11 protein-coding genes are annotated in these 15,956 nt (G+C 75.7%); 8 read left to right on the top strand and 3 right to left on the bottom strand.

Translation table 11 applies throughout. From position 1 onward, the window contains the following. The first annotated feature begins 717 nt into the window (after nucleotides 1-717). Nucleotides 718-2,424 (top strand): bifunctional 3'-5' exonuclease/DNA polymerase, encoded by a 1,707-nt coding sequence (locus LG943_RS25265; RefSeq protein ID WP_270074875.1) that lies wholly within the window; start codon nucleotides 718-720, stop codon nucleotides 2,422-2,424. 189 nt (nucleotides 2,425-2,613) lie between these two features. Further along, a complete protein-coding gene (locus LG943_RS25260; protein ID WP_270074874.1) occupies nucleotides 2,614-3,792 on the top strand; it encodes a C40 family peptidase in 1,179 nt (392 codons plus the stop codon). A 413-nt stretch (nucleotides 3,793-4,205) separates the two neighbouring features. On the opposite strand, the gene LG943_RS25255 is transcribed toward LG943_RS25260, so the two are convergent. Beyond that, entirely contained in the window at nucleotides 4,206-4,952 is a 747-nt protein-coding gene (locus tag LG943_RS25255) for an IclR family transcriptional regulator (RefSeq protein WP_270074873.1), read from the bottom strand. Nucleotides 4,953-5,195: 243 nt separating this feature from the next. On the opposite strand from LG943_RS25255, the gene LG943_RS25250 reads away from it, so the two are divergent. The 5 genes from LG943_RS25250 (at nucleotide 5,196) to fahA (ending at nucleotide 11,427) form a co-directional block, all read left to right on the top strand. Further along, nucleotides 5,196-6,155, top strand: coding sequence for an MBL fold metallo-hydrolase (locus tag LG943_RS25250; protein WP_270074872.1), 960 nt, complete (start codon nucleotides 5,196-5,198; stop codon nucleotides 6,153-6,155). 33 nt (nucleotides 6,156-6,188) lie between these two features. Continuing rightward, nucleotides 6,189-7,916 (top strand): FAD-dependent monooxygenase, encoded by a 1,728-nt coding sequence (locus LG943_RS25245; RefSeq protein ID WP_270074871.1) that lies wholly within the window; start codon nucleotides 6,189-6,191, stop codon nucleotides 7,914-7,916. Nucleotides 7,917-8,042: 126 nt separating this feature from the next. After that, nucleotides 8,043-9,212: a homogentisate 1,2-dioxygenase gene (locus LG943_RS25240; RefSeq protein ID WP_270074870.1), complete on the top strand. Its 1,170-nt coding sequence runs from the start codon at nucleotides 8,043-8,045 to the stop codon at nucleotides 9,210-9,212. 134 nt (nucleotides 9,213-9,346) lie between these two features. Beyond that, nucleotides 9,347-10,192 carry a hypothetical protein gene (locus LG943_RS25235; RefSeq protein WP_270074869.1) on the top strand — a complete coding sequence of 282 codons (846 nt, stop codon included), beginning with the start codon at nucleotides 9,347-9,349 and terminating at the stop codon, nucleotides 10,190-10,192. 38 nt (nucleotides 10,193-10,230) lie between these two features. Beyond that, nucleotides 10,231-11,427, top strand: a complete 1,197-nt coding sequence (fahA, locus tag LG943_RS25230; RefSeq protein WP_270074868.1) for a fumarylacetoacetase — start codon at nucleotides 10,231-10,233, stop codon at nucleotides 11,425-11,427. A gap of 129 nt (nucleotides 11,428-11,556) precedes the next feature. Here fahA and LG943_RS25225 read toward each other — a convergent pair whose 3' ends face one another. Beyond that, complete coding sequence (locus LG943_RS25225) at nucleotides 11,557-12,993, bottom strand: hypothetical protein (RefSeq protein ID WP_270074867.1); 1,437 nt, start codon at nucleotides 12,991-12,993, stop codon at nucleotides 11,557-11,559. Nucleotides 12,994-13,252: 259 nt separating this feature from the next. Between LG943_RS25225 and LG943_RS25220 the strand changes: the two genes are divergently transcribed. Then, complete coding sequence (locus LG943_RS25220; RefSeq protein ID WP_270074866.1) at nucleotides 13,253-14,194, top strand: glycerophosphodiester phosphodiesterase; 942 nt, start codon at nucleotides 13,253-13,255, stop codon at nucleotides 14,192-14,194. On the opposite strand, the gene LG943_RS25215 is transcribed toward LG943_RS25220, so the two are convergent. Next, a complete protein-coding gene (locus LG943_RS25215; RefSeq protein WP_270074865.1) occupies nucleotides 14,191-15,774 on the bottom strand; it encodes a beta-N-acetylhexosaminidase in 1,584 nt (527 codons plus the stop codon). The two genes, LG943_RS25220 and LG943_RS25215, sit on opposite strands and share 4 nt — an antisense overlap. Nucleotides 15,775-15,956: the final 182 nt, after the last annotated feature.

Here is a 15,956-nt window from a genome sequence, read left to right as displayed (position 1 = left end):
GTGGAGAGGGCTGAGTTGGACCGGGTGGAGGGGCTGCTCAACACCCGCCCGCGCAAGACGCTGGGGTATCGCACCCCGGCCGAGAAGCTGGACGAACTGCTAGTCGCAACAACCCATTGACACCAAGCCGTGTTGTTTTGTCTTCTATGCCTGATTCTTTGGGCGGCGAGATGCGGGTTCTCTTCAGAAGGGCGTTTCGTGGCCGTGTCTCGTGGCGAAAAGGGCTGTTTTCGTCTCACCATGTGAGATTTCGGGGTGCTGGTGTCCAACTTGTGACGGTTTGCGGATCGGGTGGTCGCGCCGATCGCGCGCTCGTCGCGGGAGGGGCGGCGAAGAGGTCCCGCGCCGCGCCTCTGATTCCGTGTTCGCCTGAAGGCCGCCGCCATGCCGAGCCGGTTCCGCCCGCCCGAGCCGCCCGCCGCCCTCGCCGCCCCGTCGCCACCCCAACAGCCCGCCCCGCTCCACGGGCACCGCCTTCCCGGCCATCCGCCGCCGTCGGCGACCCGTCGCCTGCCCCGACCACTGGTGGGCGGCCCGGTGATCGCCTTCCCGGCCATCCGCCGCCGTCGCCGCCCCGTCACCCGCCTCAACCACTGGTGCGCGGCCCGATGGTCGCCCGCCCTCCCATCCCACCGTCCGTGTCCGTCGCTCGCCGTGCCATCCGACACGGGGCGGGTAGTGTGCGGAAATGTCGTCTGCGTACTTCAGACTTGCCGTATGCGTATAGCGGCGGTGCCAGGGGCCGAGGGCGGTGGGCGGCTGCGCGAGTTGGACACCGTCGGCGGTCGGCGTGCGCTGTGGCGGGTCGACGACCTCGCCGGTGCCGTGGCCGACCTCGAACACCGGGGCGAGCACGAACCCGGCGCCGATCCCGTGCGCTGGATCTGGGCCGACACCGACCAGATCTACCCCGCGCTGGTCAAGCGCGGGGTACGGGTCGCCCGCTGCCACGACGCCGCCCTGGTGGAGTCCCTGCTGCTGGGCTACCACGGCCGGTTCGGCGAGGCCCGGTCGCTGGGCGCCGCCTGGGCGCGGCTGCACGGCCGCACCGTGCCGCCCGACCTCGCCCCCGGCCACGCCGCCGGCCCGGCGCCCCAGCCCGCCCTCTTCGAGCCCGACCGCTCCACCCTCCCGCCCGGCACCGACCGCCTCGACGCCCTCATCGAGGTCCACGCCGACCAGCAGCGCCGCATCGCCGAGGTCGAGCACCCCGACCGCTTCGCGCTGCTGGCGGCGGTGGAGTCGGCCGGCGCGCTGGCCGCCGCCGAGATGGCCCACGCCGGGGTGCCCTGGCGCGCCGACATCCACGACGCCGTGCTCACCGAGCAGTTGGGGCCGCGCCCGCCGGCGGGCGCGCGTCCGCCCGTCCTGGCCGACCTCGCCGACCGGATCTCCGCCGCGTTCGGCCGCACCGTCAACCCCGACTCCCCGGGTCAGCTCACCCGCGCCTTCGCCGCCGTCGGCCACCCGGTGCCCTCCACCCGCTCCTGGGTGCTGCGCCGCGTCGACCACCCCGTGGTGCCGCTGCTGCTGCGCTACAAGGAGCTGGCCCGGCTGCACTCCGCGCACGGCTGGCAGTGGCTCGACACCTGGGTCTCGGGCGGGCGGTTCCGCACCGACTACGTGGTGGGCGGCGTGGTCTCGGGCCGCTGGGCCACCCGGGGCGGCGGCGCCCTCCAGATCCCCAAGGTCATCCGGCGCGCCGTGGTGGCCGACCCCGACTGGACCCTGGTGTGCGCCGACGCCGGCCAGCTCGAACCCCGCATCCTCGCGGCGGTCTCGGGCGACACCGGCCTGGCGGCCGCCGCCGGCAGCCACGACCTCTACGCCCGCCTGGCGGGCTCCTTCGGCGGCGACCGCCAGCGCGCCAAGATCGCCCTGCTGGCCGCCATGTACGGCCAGACCAGCGGCGACGCCGCCCAGTTGCTGCCGGTCCTGCGCCGGGCCTACCCCCGCGCCATCGACTACGTCGACTCCGCCGCCGCCGACGGCGAGCAGGGCCGCCTGGTGCGCTCGTGGCTGGGCCGCACCTGCCCGCCGCCGCTGCGCACCGGCGCGGGCGACGACACCGAACCCGGCGACCCCGAAGCCCGCGAGCGGTCCGACCGCCCCGACCGCGCCGCGCGCGACCGGGGCCGCTTCACCCGCAACTTCGTCATCCAGGCCACCGCCGCCGAGTGGGCGCTGGTGCTGATGGCGGCGGTGCGGCGCGGCCTGGCCGGCCTCGACACCCACCTCGGCACGCCCCAGATCGTGTTCTTCCAGCACGACGAACTCGTGGTGCACGTGCCGCGCGCCCTGGCCGAGGACGCGGTGGCGATCGTGCGCGGCGCCGCCGACGAGGCCGGCGCCCGCATGTTCGGCGCCACCCCGGTGCGGTTCCCCCTCGACGTCTCCGTGGTGGACTGCTACGCCGACGCCTGATTCGGCGCCCCCGCCGCGTTTCGGTTCCGTTTCGGTATTTTCAAGGGTGCTGACCTCGGCGGAGGCCGCGTCGCGGCGCGCGTTCACGTCTCGGTCGCTTGAAATCACCGGCGCACCCCCATCATGCTTAGTGCTGGCTTGGCGGCCCGGCGCGCAGCGCCGGCGGGACGGTAGGAGAGCGGGGTCGACGTGGGTCGTCGGTGGAGATCGTGCGCGGGTACGACGGCGGCGTTCGCGGTGGCCTTCACCGCCTTCGGTGCGGCGCCCGCGTGGGCCGACCCCCGGCCCAACGTGGCGGAGCGCCCCCCGGTCGACGCCCCCGGCGCCGCCGCGGCGTTCGCGGCCCCCGCCACCGGCGCCGACCCCTCCCCGCCGGTGGGCGACACCGGTGAGCTGCGGCGCGACGTCGAGGTCGCCGACTTCGCCAAGGCGCGCTCCCGCGAGTACTTCGCGGTGCTGCCCGACACCGTGCCCCAGCGCCGCATCGAGGAGGTCGAGCGGCTGGCGGGCGTGAAGGCCGTCGAGGTGGTCGACGCCGCCCGCGTCGACGTCGACGGCGAGAGCACCGCCGTGCTGGGCGTGAACGCCTCCAGCTTCCGCAACTTCGCGCCCGAGCCCTCCGCCGTCTCCGACGACATCTGGCAGGGCATCGCCGAGGGCCGCGTGGCGCTCTCCGACGAGGTGGGCAAGCAGCGCGACCTGGACGTCGGCGGCGAGATCACCCTCGCGGGCGCCAACGGCGAGATCACCCGCGAGGTCTGGACCCACGCCACCTCCGGCGTGGCCGGGATCGACGCCCTGGTCTCGCGCGGCCTGGCCCGCGAACTCGGCATGCCGCGCGGCAACGCCATCATCGTCTCGGCCCCCGACGCCGACCTGTGGGAGCTGGAGGAGCGCCTGGGCGAGGTCCTGGGCGAGGAGGCGTCGCTTCAACTGCTGGCCGAGGACCCCGAGCCCCGGCCGGCCGGCGCCCCGGGCGACCCGCTGCGCTCCGGCGTGCTGGAGGAGGCCATCGCCGCGGCCGAGTCGCGCATCGGCGTGCCCTACGTGTGGGGCGGGGAGTCCATGGCCGAGGGCGGCTACGACTGCTCCGGGCTGGTGCAGTGGGCGTTCGCCCAGGCCGGGGTGGCGCTGCCGCGCGTGACCCACGACCAGTGGTTCGCCGGCGAGCAGATCGACTACGCCGACGCCCGCCGGGGCGACCTCATCTTCTGGCGGACCGACCCCACCGCGCCGGAGTACATCTCCCACGTGGCGATCTACCTGGGCGAGGGCCGCATGCTGGAGGCCCCGCGCACCGGGCTGGACGTCCGCGTCACCGAGGTGCGCACCGCCAACATGGCCGGTGTCGTGCGGGTGCACGCCTAGCACTCCGCCCGCACCCGGCGGCCGGTACCGCCCTGCCGTTCCGCGCCGCCCCGCTGTCCGGTGCCGCCCCGCCGAGCGCGCGGGCGGGCGGGCGGCGTAGGTGCGCCGCAGGCGGCGGGCACCACGGGCACGACGAAGGGGCGGCGCCGCGCCGGCACCGCCCCTTCGGCTCCTGTCGAACGAGTCCAGCCGGGAGGGGGAGGCTGCACTCCACAGGAGGGGAAGCAGGGCAAGTCACTGAGGGAGGGGGAGCCAGCGAAACCAGCCCTGCCTGTGGCATATGTCGGGCGCCGCGCACGGCGGCGTCCGTTGACTTCTGGATCAAGGTAAGCAGCGCTTACCCGATTTGGCAAGGCCCGTGGCGGCTCCGGTCCGGCTCGCAAACATGCTGAAAACCGGCACTAAGTCATTCTTCATGGCAAATCAGCCGCGATTTCCTTTGCCGCCGCCCGCACCCGCTCGGCCAGCGCCGCCCGGTCGGTGTCGTCGTCGCCGTGCGCGCCCTCCACGTAGATGACCGCCACCGCCGCCGCGCCCGGCCGCGCCGGCGGCCCGGGAACCGGCGCCGCGACCGACGACATCCCCGCCAGCACCTCGTCGCGTGAGTAGGCCCACCCCCGCGCGCGGGCCTGGGCGACCTCGGGGCGCTCGTGGGGCTGCGGCGCCTGCGCCGCCAGCAGCGCGATCCCCGGCGCCCCCCGGTCCAGCGGGTGCCGCACGCCCGGCGCGTGGGCCACGTGCGCCGGCGCCAGCCGCGGCTCGACGCTGGTGAGCGTGATCGCCTCGGCGCCGCTGGGCACCACCAGGAACGCCGTCATGGCGACCTCGTCGGCCAGCGCCGACAGCACCGGCAGCGCCGCCGACTGGAGGTCGTGGGACACCCCCCGCGCCAGCACCGGCAGCCCCAGGCCCAGTTCGTAGGCGCCCTCGGGGGTGCGGGCCACCAGGCGGTGGTCCTCCAGCGTGCGCAGGATCCGGTAGATGATCGAGCGGTGCACCTCCAGGCCGCGCGCGAGTTCGGCGATGCTCATCGGCCGGCCCGCCCGGTGCAGCAGCTCCAGGGCGCGGATACCCCGGTCCAGGGTCTGGGAGCGGGTGCCCGCCGCACCGGAGCGCGCCCCGGTGCCGCCGCCGGCCGGGGCGGTGGTGTCCTCGGTCATCGCCGTCCTCCTCGCCGCCCGCCGGCCGCGCGGCAGCGCCGACCGGGCCAACCGCCGCGCGGGCGCGCCGCGGGCGAAGCAGGTGATCTGTGCCCAATGGTCGCACAGCGACCGCGCCCTGCGGTCGCGCGCGAGGCGGCCGCCGACATCCGCCGCGACCCCCTGGAAAGTGCCGTGGATCACATCTAGGATCACTCTATAAGCGATCGCCCGATTCGATAATCGACGCCGGGAGTGCTCCGCATGGGCAAGCCGTTCGCCAGTTCCGCCGACCTCGACGCGAAACCGCAGACCCTGGAGGTGCTCGCCGACGGCGTGTACGCCCTCACCGCCGAGGGCGACCCCAACGTCGGCGCGATCGAGGGCGAGGACTTCCTCGTCTGCTTCGAGGCGCTGGCCACCCCCGCCGCCGCCCGCTCCTGGCTGGCCGCCCTGCGCGAGCACACCGACAAGCCCGTGCGCTACCTCGTGCTGTCCCACTACCACGCCGTGCGCGTCCTGGGCGCCAGCGCCTTCGACGCCGACGTCGTCGTGGCCCACGAGAACACCCGCGCGCTGGTCGCCGAGCGCGGCCAGGCCGACTGGGACAGCGAGTACGCCCGCATGCCCCGCCTGTTCGCCGACCCCGCCTCCATCCCTGGCCTGACCTGGCCCACCCTCACCTTCTCCGACCGCCTCACCATCGACCTCGGCGGCGACCGCGGCGACCTCGTCCTCCAGTACTGCGGGCGCGGCCACACCGAGGGCGACATCGTCGCCTGGCTGCCCCAGCGGAGAGTCCTGTTCGCCGGCGACCTGGTCGAGGCCGAGGCCGCCCTCTACACCGGCGACGCCTTCCACCACGACTGGGCCACCACCACCCTGGACCGGGTCGCCGCCTTCGGCGCCGAGGCCCTGGTGGGCGGCCGGGGCGCGGTGGCCCGGGGGCGCGCCGCCTGCGACGCCGCCGTGGCCCAGACCCGCGGGTTCCTGGACACCCTGCGCACCGAGGTCGGCGCGGTCTACCGCCGCGGCGGCACCCGCAAGGAGGCGTTCGCCGCCGCCCACGCCGCCCTGGCCCCCGGCTACGGCCACTGGCCCATCTTCGAGCACTGCCTGCCCTTCGACGTCGCGCGGCTGTGGGAGGAGTACGAGGGCGTGGAGCGCCCCACCGTCTGGACCGCCGAACGCGACCGGCGGGTGTGGGCCGAACTCCAGGACTGACCCCCCTGCCGCCGGCCACCACCGGGAGGACCCATGCGAGCCGTGCCGCCCCCCGCGCCCGCCGCCGACGACCACGGCGCGCGCACCGACCCCGTGCTCGTCGCCGGCGGCGGACCCGTCGGCCTGTGCGCCGCGCTCGCCCTGGCCCGCGCCGGGGTGCCCTCGGTCGTGCTGGAGGCCGGACCCGACCCCCGCACCGACCCCGCCCGCGCGGCCGGCTCCAAGGCCATCTGCTTCCAGCGCGACGTCCTGGACGTGTTCGACCGCCTCGGCGCGGCCGGTCCGCTGCTGGCCGAGGGCACCACCTGGACCACGGCCCGCACCTACTACCGGGGGCGCGAGGTCCGCACCGTCACCTTCCCCGACACCCCCGGCACCCCCGGCCGGCTGCCGCCCTGGATCAACATCTCCCAGGCCCGGGTCGAGCGGGAACTCCTGCGCGCCGCCCTGGCCAGCCCGCTGGTCAGGTTCGTCCACGGCCACCGGGTGACCGGGCTGGCCCAGGACACCGCCGGGGTCACCGCCGCCACCGAGGGCGCCGGCGGATCGGCCGAGTGGCGCGGCAGCCACCTGGTGGCCGCCGACGGCCCGCGCAGCACCGTCCGCCACCTGCTGGGCATCGGCTTTCCCGGCCGCTCCTTCGCCGACCGGTTCCTCATCTGCGACATCCGCGCCGACCTGCCCTTCCCCAACGAGCGGCGGTTCTACTTCGACCCCGAGTGGAACCCCGGCCGCCAGGTGCTGGTGCACCAGTGCCCCGACTCCACCTGGCGCATCGACTGGCAGGTCCCCGAGGACTACGACGCCGAGGCCGAGCGCGCCTCGGGCGGACTGGACCGCCGCATCCGCCGCATCGTGGGGGAGCGGCCCTACACCGTGGTGTGGTCCTCGGTCTACCGGTTCCACCAGCGCTGCGCCGACCGGCTGCGCGCCGGCCGGGTGCTGCTGGCCGGCGACGCCGCCCACCTCTACGCGCCCTTCGGCGCGCGCGGGCTCAACAGCGGCGTGCACGACGCCGAGAACCTGGCCTGGAAGGTGGCGGCGGCCCGCCGCGTCGAGGCGGCCGCCCCCGGGGCCGCCGAGGCCCTGCTGGAGAGCTACCACACCGAGCGCCGGGCGGCCGCCCAGGAGAATTTGCGCGTCACCGGCGCGACCATGCGGTTCCTGGTGCCCCACGGCGAGGACGAGGCGCGGCTGCGCCGCCAGACCCTGGAGCGCGCGCTCACCGACCCCCGCGCGCGCGAGCGCATCGACTCCGGCAAGCTGGCCGAGCCCTACTGGTACACCGCCTCGCCGCTGACCACCCCGCTGCCCGGCGCCGAACCCGTGCCCGGCGAGCCGGGTCGGCCCCGGCCACCCGTGCCCGGCGTCATCTGCCCCGACGCGAGCTGCCGCGACCCCGGCGCCGGCGCGCCCACCCGGCTGCGGCGGCTGCTGGGGCCCGGGTTCACCGTGCTGGTGCCCGACGCCGCCGCGGCCGGTCCTGTCGCCGCCGCCACCGCCGGGCTGCCCGCGCCCGTGGCCGTGCTGGTGCTCAGCGACCTGGACACCCCCGACGGCGCCGTGGCGGAGGCGCTGCGCTGCGCCGGCACCGCCCACGTCGTGCGCCCCGACGCCCACCTGTGCGCCGTCGTGCCGGCCGGCGACACCGCCGCCGTGCGCGCCGCGATCCGCCGCGCCTGCGGGCTGGACCGGCCCGAGGCGCCCGCGCCCGCCCCCGGCGCGCCGGCGGCGCACCGCCCGGCCGGGCCCGACCGCTGAGGGCGCGTGGCCGGGCACGCCACCAGCAGTGAGCAACCACCACACCGCCCGGGCGGTCGCCCACCGCCCGGCAACCGCCCACAGGCGGCGCGGGGCCTCCCTGCGCCCGCCGAGGAAGGAGCCGGCATGCCTTACTACCGCGCGGTCGGGGAGCTGCCCCGCAAGCGGCACATCGTCTTCCGCCGCCCCGACGGCGGCCTCTACGCCGAGGAGCTGATGGGCGAGGAGGGGTTCTCCTCGGACTCCTCGCTGCTCTACCACCGCAACCTGCCCACCGCCATCCTGAAGTCCGAACCGGTGCCCGACCCCCGCGCCGCCGCCCCGGCCGAGCCCAACCTGCCGCTGGCCCCGCGCCACTTCCGCACCGGCGACCTGCCCGCCGGCGGCGACCTGGTCACCGGCCGCCAACTGCTCGCCGCCAACGGCGACGTGCGGCTCAGCTTCGCCGCCGTGGACGAGACCAGCCCGCTGTACCGCAACTCCGTCGGCGACGAGACCGTCTACGTGCAGTCGGGCTCGGTGCGCCTGGAGTCCAGCTACGGCGCCATCGACGCCGGTGAGGGGGACTACGTGTGCGTGCCCACCGGCACCATCCACCGCTGGGTCGTCCAGGGGGCGGCCACCGCCCTGGTGATCGAGGCGTCCGGGCACATCCGCCCGCCGCGCCGCTACCTCTCCCAGTACGGGCAGTTCCTGGAGCACGCGCCCTACAGCGAGCGCGACCTGCGCGCCCCCGCCGAGCCGCTGCTGGCCGAGGGCGCCGAGGCCGACGCCCCCACCCCGGTGCTCGTGCGCACCCGGGGCGGGCTGACCCGCATGACCTTCGCTCACCACCCCTTCGACGTGGTCGGCTGGGACGGCTGCCTCTACCCCTACGCCCTCAACATCGCCGACTTCGAGCCCATCGTGAAGAGGACCCACGCCCCGCCGCCCGTGCACCAGACGTTCGAGGGGCCGGGGTTCGTGGTGTGCTCCTTCTGCCCGCGCCCGCTGGACTTCCACCCCGACGCGGTGCCGATCCCCTACAACCACCACAACGTCGACAGCGACGAGTTCATGTACTACGTCGGCGGCGACTACGCGGCCCGCAAGGGGTCGGGCATCGGCGTCGGATCGGTGTCGCTGCACCCGGCCGGGTTCACCCACGGCCCCCAGCCCGGCGCCGTGGAGGCCGCCCTGGGCGCCGAGCGCACCAGCGAGACCGCCGTCATGGTCGACACCTTCCGCCCGCTGGACCTGGGCCCGGCCGGGCGCGCCTGCGAGGACCCCGGCTACGCCTGGACCTGGGCGCGCTGAGCCGGCCGGCGACGGCGCCCGCGCGGCGCGCCGAAGAGGGGAGGCGGCGCGGGCTCGGGGCACACCGGTTGTGCAGACTGGGTGCGCCGGGCGCCGCGGCGCTCCCGGCGGGAGGCGGAGACGGGGTGGTGCGCGTGGCCGACACCGGGGCGCAGGTCCTGCTGCGCGGGCTCATCGACGACGCGGGCCTGTTCCCGCCCACGGCGCTGCCCATGGTGCAGGCCGTCGAGCGGCACCGCTCCGACCGGATCGTCGCCCACCCCATGCTCTCCCACCGCCTGGTGTGCCCGGCCAGCCGGTGGGGTGAGCTGGTGGCCCGCCTCGACGGCACCCAGCGCGTCGAGGTCGGCCTGGTGCTGGACACCGACGCCGGCGCGGCCGGCACCCTGCCCGCCGCCGACCCCCGCGTGCGGGTGGCCCGCTACGAGACCCGCGCCCGCCCCGACGACCTGCGCCTGGTGGCCGACCTGTTCCGCAGCGGCGACATCGGCGCGGCCGGCCGCGTGGTCTACTTCGAACTCGACCGCGACCCCGGCTGGCTGGACGCCGTGGACATCCTCAGCGGCGCCCGGCCGCTGGGCGCCAAGCTGCGCTGCGGCGGCACCCGCCCCGACCAGTTCCCCAGCGCTCAGGAGGCCGGCGCGTTCATCACGGCGTGCGTGGAGCGCGACGTCCCCTTCATCGCGGCGGCGGGCCTGCACCGGGGGGTGGGTCGCGCCGACCCCGCCACCGGCGCCGCGCACTACGGCTACCTCAACCTGCTGCTGGCCACCGCCGCCGTGGTCCAGGGCCGCTACGACGACGTGGCCCCCGCCCTCACCGCCACCGACCCCGCCCGCCTGGCGTGCGCGGCGGCCGGGCTGGACCCCGCCACCGCCGCCCGCACCCGCGAACTGCTGGTCGGCTACGCCTCGTGCAGCACCGGCGACCCGGTGCGCGACGCCGCCGCGCTTGGCCTGCTGGGCTCCTGGGAAGTGTGAGTGCACGAGGTCCGCAGCCGATCCGTTCGAGGAGGAACGTGACGACCACATGGGTGCCCGGCGCCGACGAGTCCGGATACGGGGCCGACAACCTGCCCTACGGCGTGTTCGCCCGGCCCGGGTCGCCGCCGCGCGTGGGGGTGCGCGTGGGCGACCACGTGCTCGACCTCGCCGGCGCGCTGGGCGGCGCGGAGTTCGCGGCCCCCTCCCTCAACCCCTTCCTGGCGCGCGGCTCCTCGGCCTGGCGCGCCACCCGCGCCAAGATCAGCGGCATGCTGACCTCGGCGGACTCCCGCCCGGCGGTCGAGCCGCACCTGGTGCCGCTGGCCGAGGTGGAGCTGCGGCGGCCCTTCGAGGTCGCCGACTACGTGGACTTCTACGCCTCCCTGGAGCACGCCGCCAACGTCGGGCAGATCCTGCGGCCCGGCGACGATCCGGTGCACCCCAACTGGCGGCACCTGCCCGTGGCCTACCACGGGCGCGCCGGCACGGTCGTGGTGTCGGGCACCGGCGTGGTGCGGCCCCGGGGCCAGCGCCAGTCGCCCGACGGTGGCGGTCCGGTGTACGGCCCGAGCACCCGGGTGGACGCCGAGGCCGAACTGGGGTTCGTGGTGGGCACCTCCACCTCGCTGGGGCGCACGGTGCCCGTGGGCGACTTCGCCGAGCACGTGTTCGGCGTGGTGCTGGTCAACGACTGGAGCGCCCGCGACATCCAGGCGTGGGAGTACGTGCCGCTGGGGCCGTTCCTGGGCAAGTCCTTCGCCACGTCGGTCTCGCCGTGGGTGGTGCCGCTGGACGCGCTGGGCGCGGCCCGGTTCGCCGGGCGCGAGCAGTGGCCCGAGCCGCTGCCGCACCTGGCGCGGGTGGCCGACTGGGGGCTGGACCTGGAGATGGCGCTGGCGATCAACGGGCACGTGGTGTCGCGCCCGCCCTACTCCGCGATGTACTGGACCCCCGACCAGATGCTGGCCCACCTCACCAGCAACGGCGCCTCGCTGCGCACCGGCGACCTCTACGCCTCGGGCACCGTCTCGGGCGCCGAGCCGGGGCGGCAGGGCTGCCTGCTGGAGCTGAGCTGGGGTGGCACCCGGCCGGTGCGGCTGCCCGGCGGGGGCGAGCGCACCTTCCTGGAGGACGGCGACACCGTCACCCTGACGGCCACGGCGCGCGGCATGAACGGCGGCACCATCCGCCTGGGCGAGGTGTCGGGCACGCTGCGCCCGGCTGAGGGCTGAGGGCTGAGGGCTGAGGGCTGAGGGCTGAGGGCGCGGGGGCAGGAGGCGGCGGGGGTTCGGGCGTAGTGGGGGTGCGCGGGCAGCGGAGGCGCGGGGCCGGGCGGCGCGGTGCCGCCCGGCCCCGGGCGGTCACTCCCGGGCCGAGGCGCCGGGCAGCGCCCAGTCCAGGGTGTCGACCAGGGTGGCGACCAGGCCGGTGTCGCGGCCGGAGTCCTCGGCCGCCGCGTCCTGGCCGGCGGCGGCGGGCTCGGCCTCGGTGGCCAGGTCCAGGCCCGACTCGGCGAGCCGCTCCTCGACCTCGGAGATCACCTGGTCGATCTGCCAGGACTCGATGTGGAAGCGCGTGGCGCACTCCTCGGCCTGCTGCGTGCGGGTCTGGTCGTCGGCGGCCTGCCACAGCCGCAGCACGGCGCCGTCGTCGACGGCGGCGTCGGCGGGGCGCACCGGGGAGTCCTGCGGCAGCAGGCCCTCGGTCAGGCAGGTGCGCACGTCCAGGACGGACACCGAGGGCACCTCGCCGGAGTCGGCCGCCGCCGGAGCGGTGTCGGTTCCGGTGTCAGTGCCGGCGCCGGTGCCGGTGTTGGTGTCGGCGTTGGCGTCGGTGCCCTGGTCGGCCGGGGCGTCGGCGGGCTCCTCGGCGCCCTCGGCCACCGGCTTCTGCCCGTCGGTCGCCGAGGCAGGTGCGGGCATCTCCGCGGCGGGTTGGGCGGCGGGCTTGGGCCGGGCCGGCTCCTGCTGCTCCTGCGGCGCGTCGGCCGGGGCGTCCTGGGCGGGCTGCTGCTCGGGCTTGGGCCGGTCCGGCTCGGCGGGCGCCTCGGGCTCGGCGGGCTCCTGCGGCTCGCCGGGCGGGGACTGCGCCTCCTGGCCGGCCGCGGGCTCCTGCTCGGCGGCGTCCGCGCCGTCCCCCTCAGCGGCGCCGTCAGCGGCGGGCTCCTGCCCGGCGTCCTCCTGGGCGGTGTCCTGCTGCCCGGCGTCCTCCTGGGCGGCCTCCTCCTGGGCCGGCTCGTCCTCCTGCTGCGGGGACTCCCACGGGTTGGGACGCGGCCGAACGCCTTCGGCGAACTCGAACAGCTCCTCCGCCTCCCACCGGTCGGGCTGGAGGTAGGCGACCACCGCGACCCCGCGCTCGGGCACCCAGAACACGTCGCCGGTCTTCTCCGAGGCGTAGGCGCGGGCGCCGTTGACCTCGGTGCGCTTCAGCTCGGAGTCCTCCAGGTGGTCGTAGCGGGCGGCGCGCACGTCGTCCACGTCGGCGATGTCCTCGCCGCGCAGCACGCCGACCCTGCCGTAGACGGCGTCGACCCCCTGGACCCAGGCGATCTCGGAGCGGCGGTCGCCGTCGAGGCCGACGGTGGACTTGGCGTGGATTCCGTGGCGTTCCAGGCCGGGCGGCAGGTACCCGATCTCGAACCCGTCGAGTGAGTAGGTGGAGACGGACTGGCGGACCATCGGCCAGGCCAGCGGCTGTTCGTCGGCGCTCGCGGCGCCCCCGCCCGCCGCGAGGCCGGCGGCGGAGACGGCGGCGGCACCGGCGAGCGCGATCCACCTCTTGCGGTGCTTGCGCATGCTTGGACCTCTCAGTTGACTACCAAGCGTGTACTTGGCGGCTACGTAGCGTGTATGCCACCACTCATCAAAAATCGCACATCACGTGACCATTTGCTCACAGCGTGTGGTTCGTGTCGTGCGATCGTCCTTCAGGGCGCAACCGCCCCCGGGGGGAGTTTCTGGGCGCGGCACCGCGGGATCGCCTGACTGACACTCCGCGGTAACCGTCCGAGCCGACCCTGGAACGGTCCGTGATGCGCTTCAGCAGAGGAGTGACATGATTCGACGGTTCGGCCTCGCTGTGGCCGCGATGGCGCTGGCGCTCGTCGGCAGCGGGGGCGCGGCGGTGGCGGTCGCCCAGCCCGCCCCCTCGGCGCCGCCCGCCCGTCCCGCCACCGGCCCCGCCGCCGATCCCGCCCGCGACACCCGGGTGCCGGCCGTCCTGGACGTCGCCCACCGCGGCGCCTCGGCCTACGCCCCCGAGAACACCCTGGCCGCCATCGACGCCGCCCACGAGCTGGACGCCACCACGGTCGAGATCGACGTGCAGCGCACCAGGGACGGCGAACTGGTCGTCATCCACGACACCACGCTGACGCGCACCACCGACGCCGAGGAGGTCTTCCCCGGCCGCGCCTCCTACGCGGTCGCCGACTTCACCCTCGCCGAGCTGCGCCGGCTCGACGCCGGCTCCTGGTTCTCCGCGGAGTTCGCCGGCGAGCGGGTGCCCACCTTCGAGGAGGCGCTGGACCGCCTCTCCCGGCACCGGCTGAACCTGCTGCTGGAGGTCAAGTCACCCGACCTCTACCCCGGCATCGAGGCCGACATCGCCGACACCCTGGCCGACCACCCGTCGTGGCTGAAGCCCCGGCCGGAGTGGAAGTGGCCCCGGCTGGTTGTCCAGAGCTTCGACTGGGAGTCGGTGGCCCGCTCCCACGACCTGCTGCCCGACGTCCCCCACGGGCTGCTCGGCCTGGTCCCCGCCGAGGACGTCGACGACTACACCTGGGCCGACCAGATCAACCCCAACCACACCGTGATCGACGCCGACTACGTCGAGCGGGTGCACGCGGCGGGCCTGGAGGTCCACACCTACACCGTCAACGACCCCGACGACATGCGCGCCGCCATCGCCGCCGGGGTCGACGGCATCATCTCCGACCGGCCCGACGTCGCCCGCCGGGTGATCGCCGAGGAGACCGCGCGGGTGCGCCCCTAGCGGGGCGACCAGCCCGCCACCCCCGGCCGGCGCTGCCAGGGCAGCGGCCCGGCCGGGGGCCGGTACTCCACGCCGAGGGCGTCCAGCCGGCGCAGGTGGTCGTGCAGCCGGGGCAGGAACTCGGCGTACTCGCGCGGGCCCCGGGTCCACACCTTCTCGGCGAACGCCGACAGCCGGGGGAACACCATGAAGTCGACCGCGCGCGGGGTGTCCATGTGCTCGGTCCACACGTTGACCTGCGCGCCCAGCACCCGGTTGGCGCCCGAGGCCGCCAGTTCCGGCGGCACCGGGTCGGCGGTGTAGACGTCGGCGGTGGTGAGCACCGTGCCCACCGGCACCGGCTCGTCGGGGCCGCCCGACTGGCGGTAGTCCAGGTAGGAGGTCGCGGTCGGGCACATCACCACGTCGTGGCCGGCCCGCGCGGCCGCGATCCCGCCCTCGGTCCCGCGCCAGGACAGCACCGTGGCGCCCTCGGCCAGGCCGCCCTCCAGGATCTCGTCCCAGCCCAGCAGCCGCCGCCCGCGCTCGGTGAGGTAGGCGTCGAACTGGCGGACGAACCAGCTCTGCAACTCATCCTCGTCGGCCAGGCCCTCCTCGCGGATCCGCCGCTGGGCGGACTCGCTGGCCCGCCACTGCTTCTTGGGGCACTCGTCGCCGCCCACGCACACGTAGCGGCTGGGGAACAGCTCCAGCACCTCGTCGAAGACGCCCCGGTAGAACTCCAGGGTGGTGTCGCTGACGTTGAGGACGGTCTCGATGACCCCCCACTCCCGGCCCACGCCCACCGGGTCGCCCTCGCCCAGTTCGGGGTAGGCGGCGATGGCGGCCTGGGAGTGGCCGGGGATGTCGATCTCGGGCACCACGGTGATGTGCCGGGCGGCGGCGTAGGCGACGATCTCGCGGATGTCGTCCTGGGTGTAGAAGCCCCCGTGGGGTCGGCCGTCGTAGCGGGGCGGCTGGCCGGCGCCCACCTGGCTCTCCTCGCGCCAGGCGCCGACCTCGGTCAGGCGCGGGTAGCGCTTGATCTCGATGCGCCAGCCCTGGTCGTCGGTCAGGTGCAGGTGCAGCACGTTGAGCTTGTGCATGGCCAGCAGGTCGATGAAGCGCAGCAGGCCGTGCTTGGGCAGGAAGTGCCGGGCGACGTCCAGCATGCAGCCCCGCCAGCCGAAGCGCGGCCGGTCGGTGACGCGCACGCTGGGCAGCGTCCAGTGCGCGGCGCCGGCCAGGGGCGCCCGCCGGTAGGCGTCGGGCGGCAGGAGTTGGCGGAGGGTCTGGGCGCCGTAGAACACCCCGGCGGGGTCGTGGCCCACGATCAGCGCGCCCTCGCCGTCGACGATGAGCCGGTACCCCTCGGCCCCGAGCCCGGCGGCGGAGTCGACGCTCAGCCGGATCTGCGCGCTCTCGCCGTCGCCGCGCGGGAACGGCAGCCCGGTGGCCGCGCCCAGTTCGGCCCGCAGCCACGCCTCGGTGCCCTGCGCGGCGCTGTCGGCGTCGATCCGGGTGGACGGTGTCAGGACCAGGCCGTCATAGGCGCCGGTCGCCAGCTCGGCGGGCCGGGGCAGCAGCGAGAAAGCGGGCACGGGGGGCTCCCATCCGGTCTAGACCAATGGCCAGACCATGGTGCCACGCCCACCCCGGAAAGGACATGGGCGGCCCGCGCCTAGATGGAGTTGGAGGGGAGACGGTGCCGCGCCCGGAGGTGGGTGGGCGGCCATCGGACCGCCCGCCAGGGTCGGGGGCGGGGGGCGACGGCCGCGCCCCT

This window comes from Streptomonospora mangrovi (assembly GCF_027604915.1).
Classification (GTDB): Bacteria; Actinomycetota; Actinomycetes; order Streptosporangiales; family Streptosporangiaceae; genus Streptomonospora; species Streptomonospora mangrovi.
The sequence above is the reverse complement of the archived record's forward strand: the minus strand, read 5'-3'. Positions and strand labels throughout refer to the sequence as shown.

Bases quoted from the DNA above. Each gene is read 5' to 3' on its own strand.
- LG943_RS25265 (WP_270074875.1), top strand. From the start codon at position 718: ATGCGTATAGCGGCGGTGCCAGGGGCCGAGGGCGGTGGGCGGCTGCGC.
- LG943_RS25255 (WP_270074873.1), bottom strand. From the start codon at position 4,952: ATGACCGAGGACACCACCGCCCCGGCCGGCGGCGGCACCGGGGCGCGC.
- LG943_RS25250 (WP_270074872.1), top strand. From the start codon at position 5,196: ATGGGCAAGCCGTTCGCCAGTTCCGCCGACCTCGACGCGAAACCGCAG.
- LG943_RS25245 (WP_270074871.1), top strand. From the start codon at position 6,189: ATGCGAGCCGTGCCGCCCCCCGCGCCCGCCGCCGACGACCACGGCGCG.
- LG943_RS25240 (WP_270074870.1), top strand. From the start codon at position 8,043: ATGCCTTACTACCGCGCGGTCGGGGAGCTGCCCCGCAAGCGGCACATC.
- LG943_RS25225 (WP_270074867.1), bottom strand. From the start codon at position 12,993: ATGCGCAAGCACCGCAAGAGGTGGATCGCGCTCGCCGGTGCCGCCGCC.
- LG943_RS25220 (WP_270074866.1), top strand. From the start codon at position 13,253: ATGATTCGACGGTTCGGCCTCGCTGTGGCCGCGATGGCGCTGGCGCTC.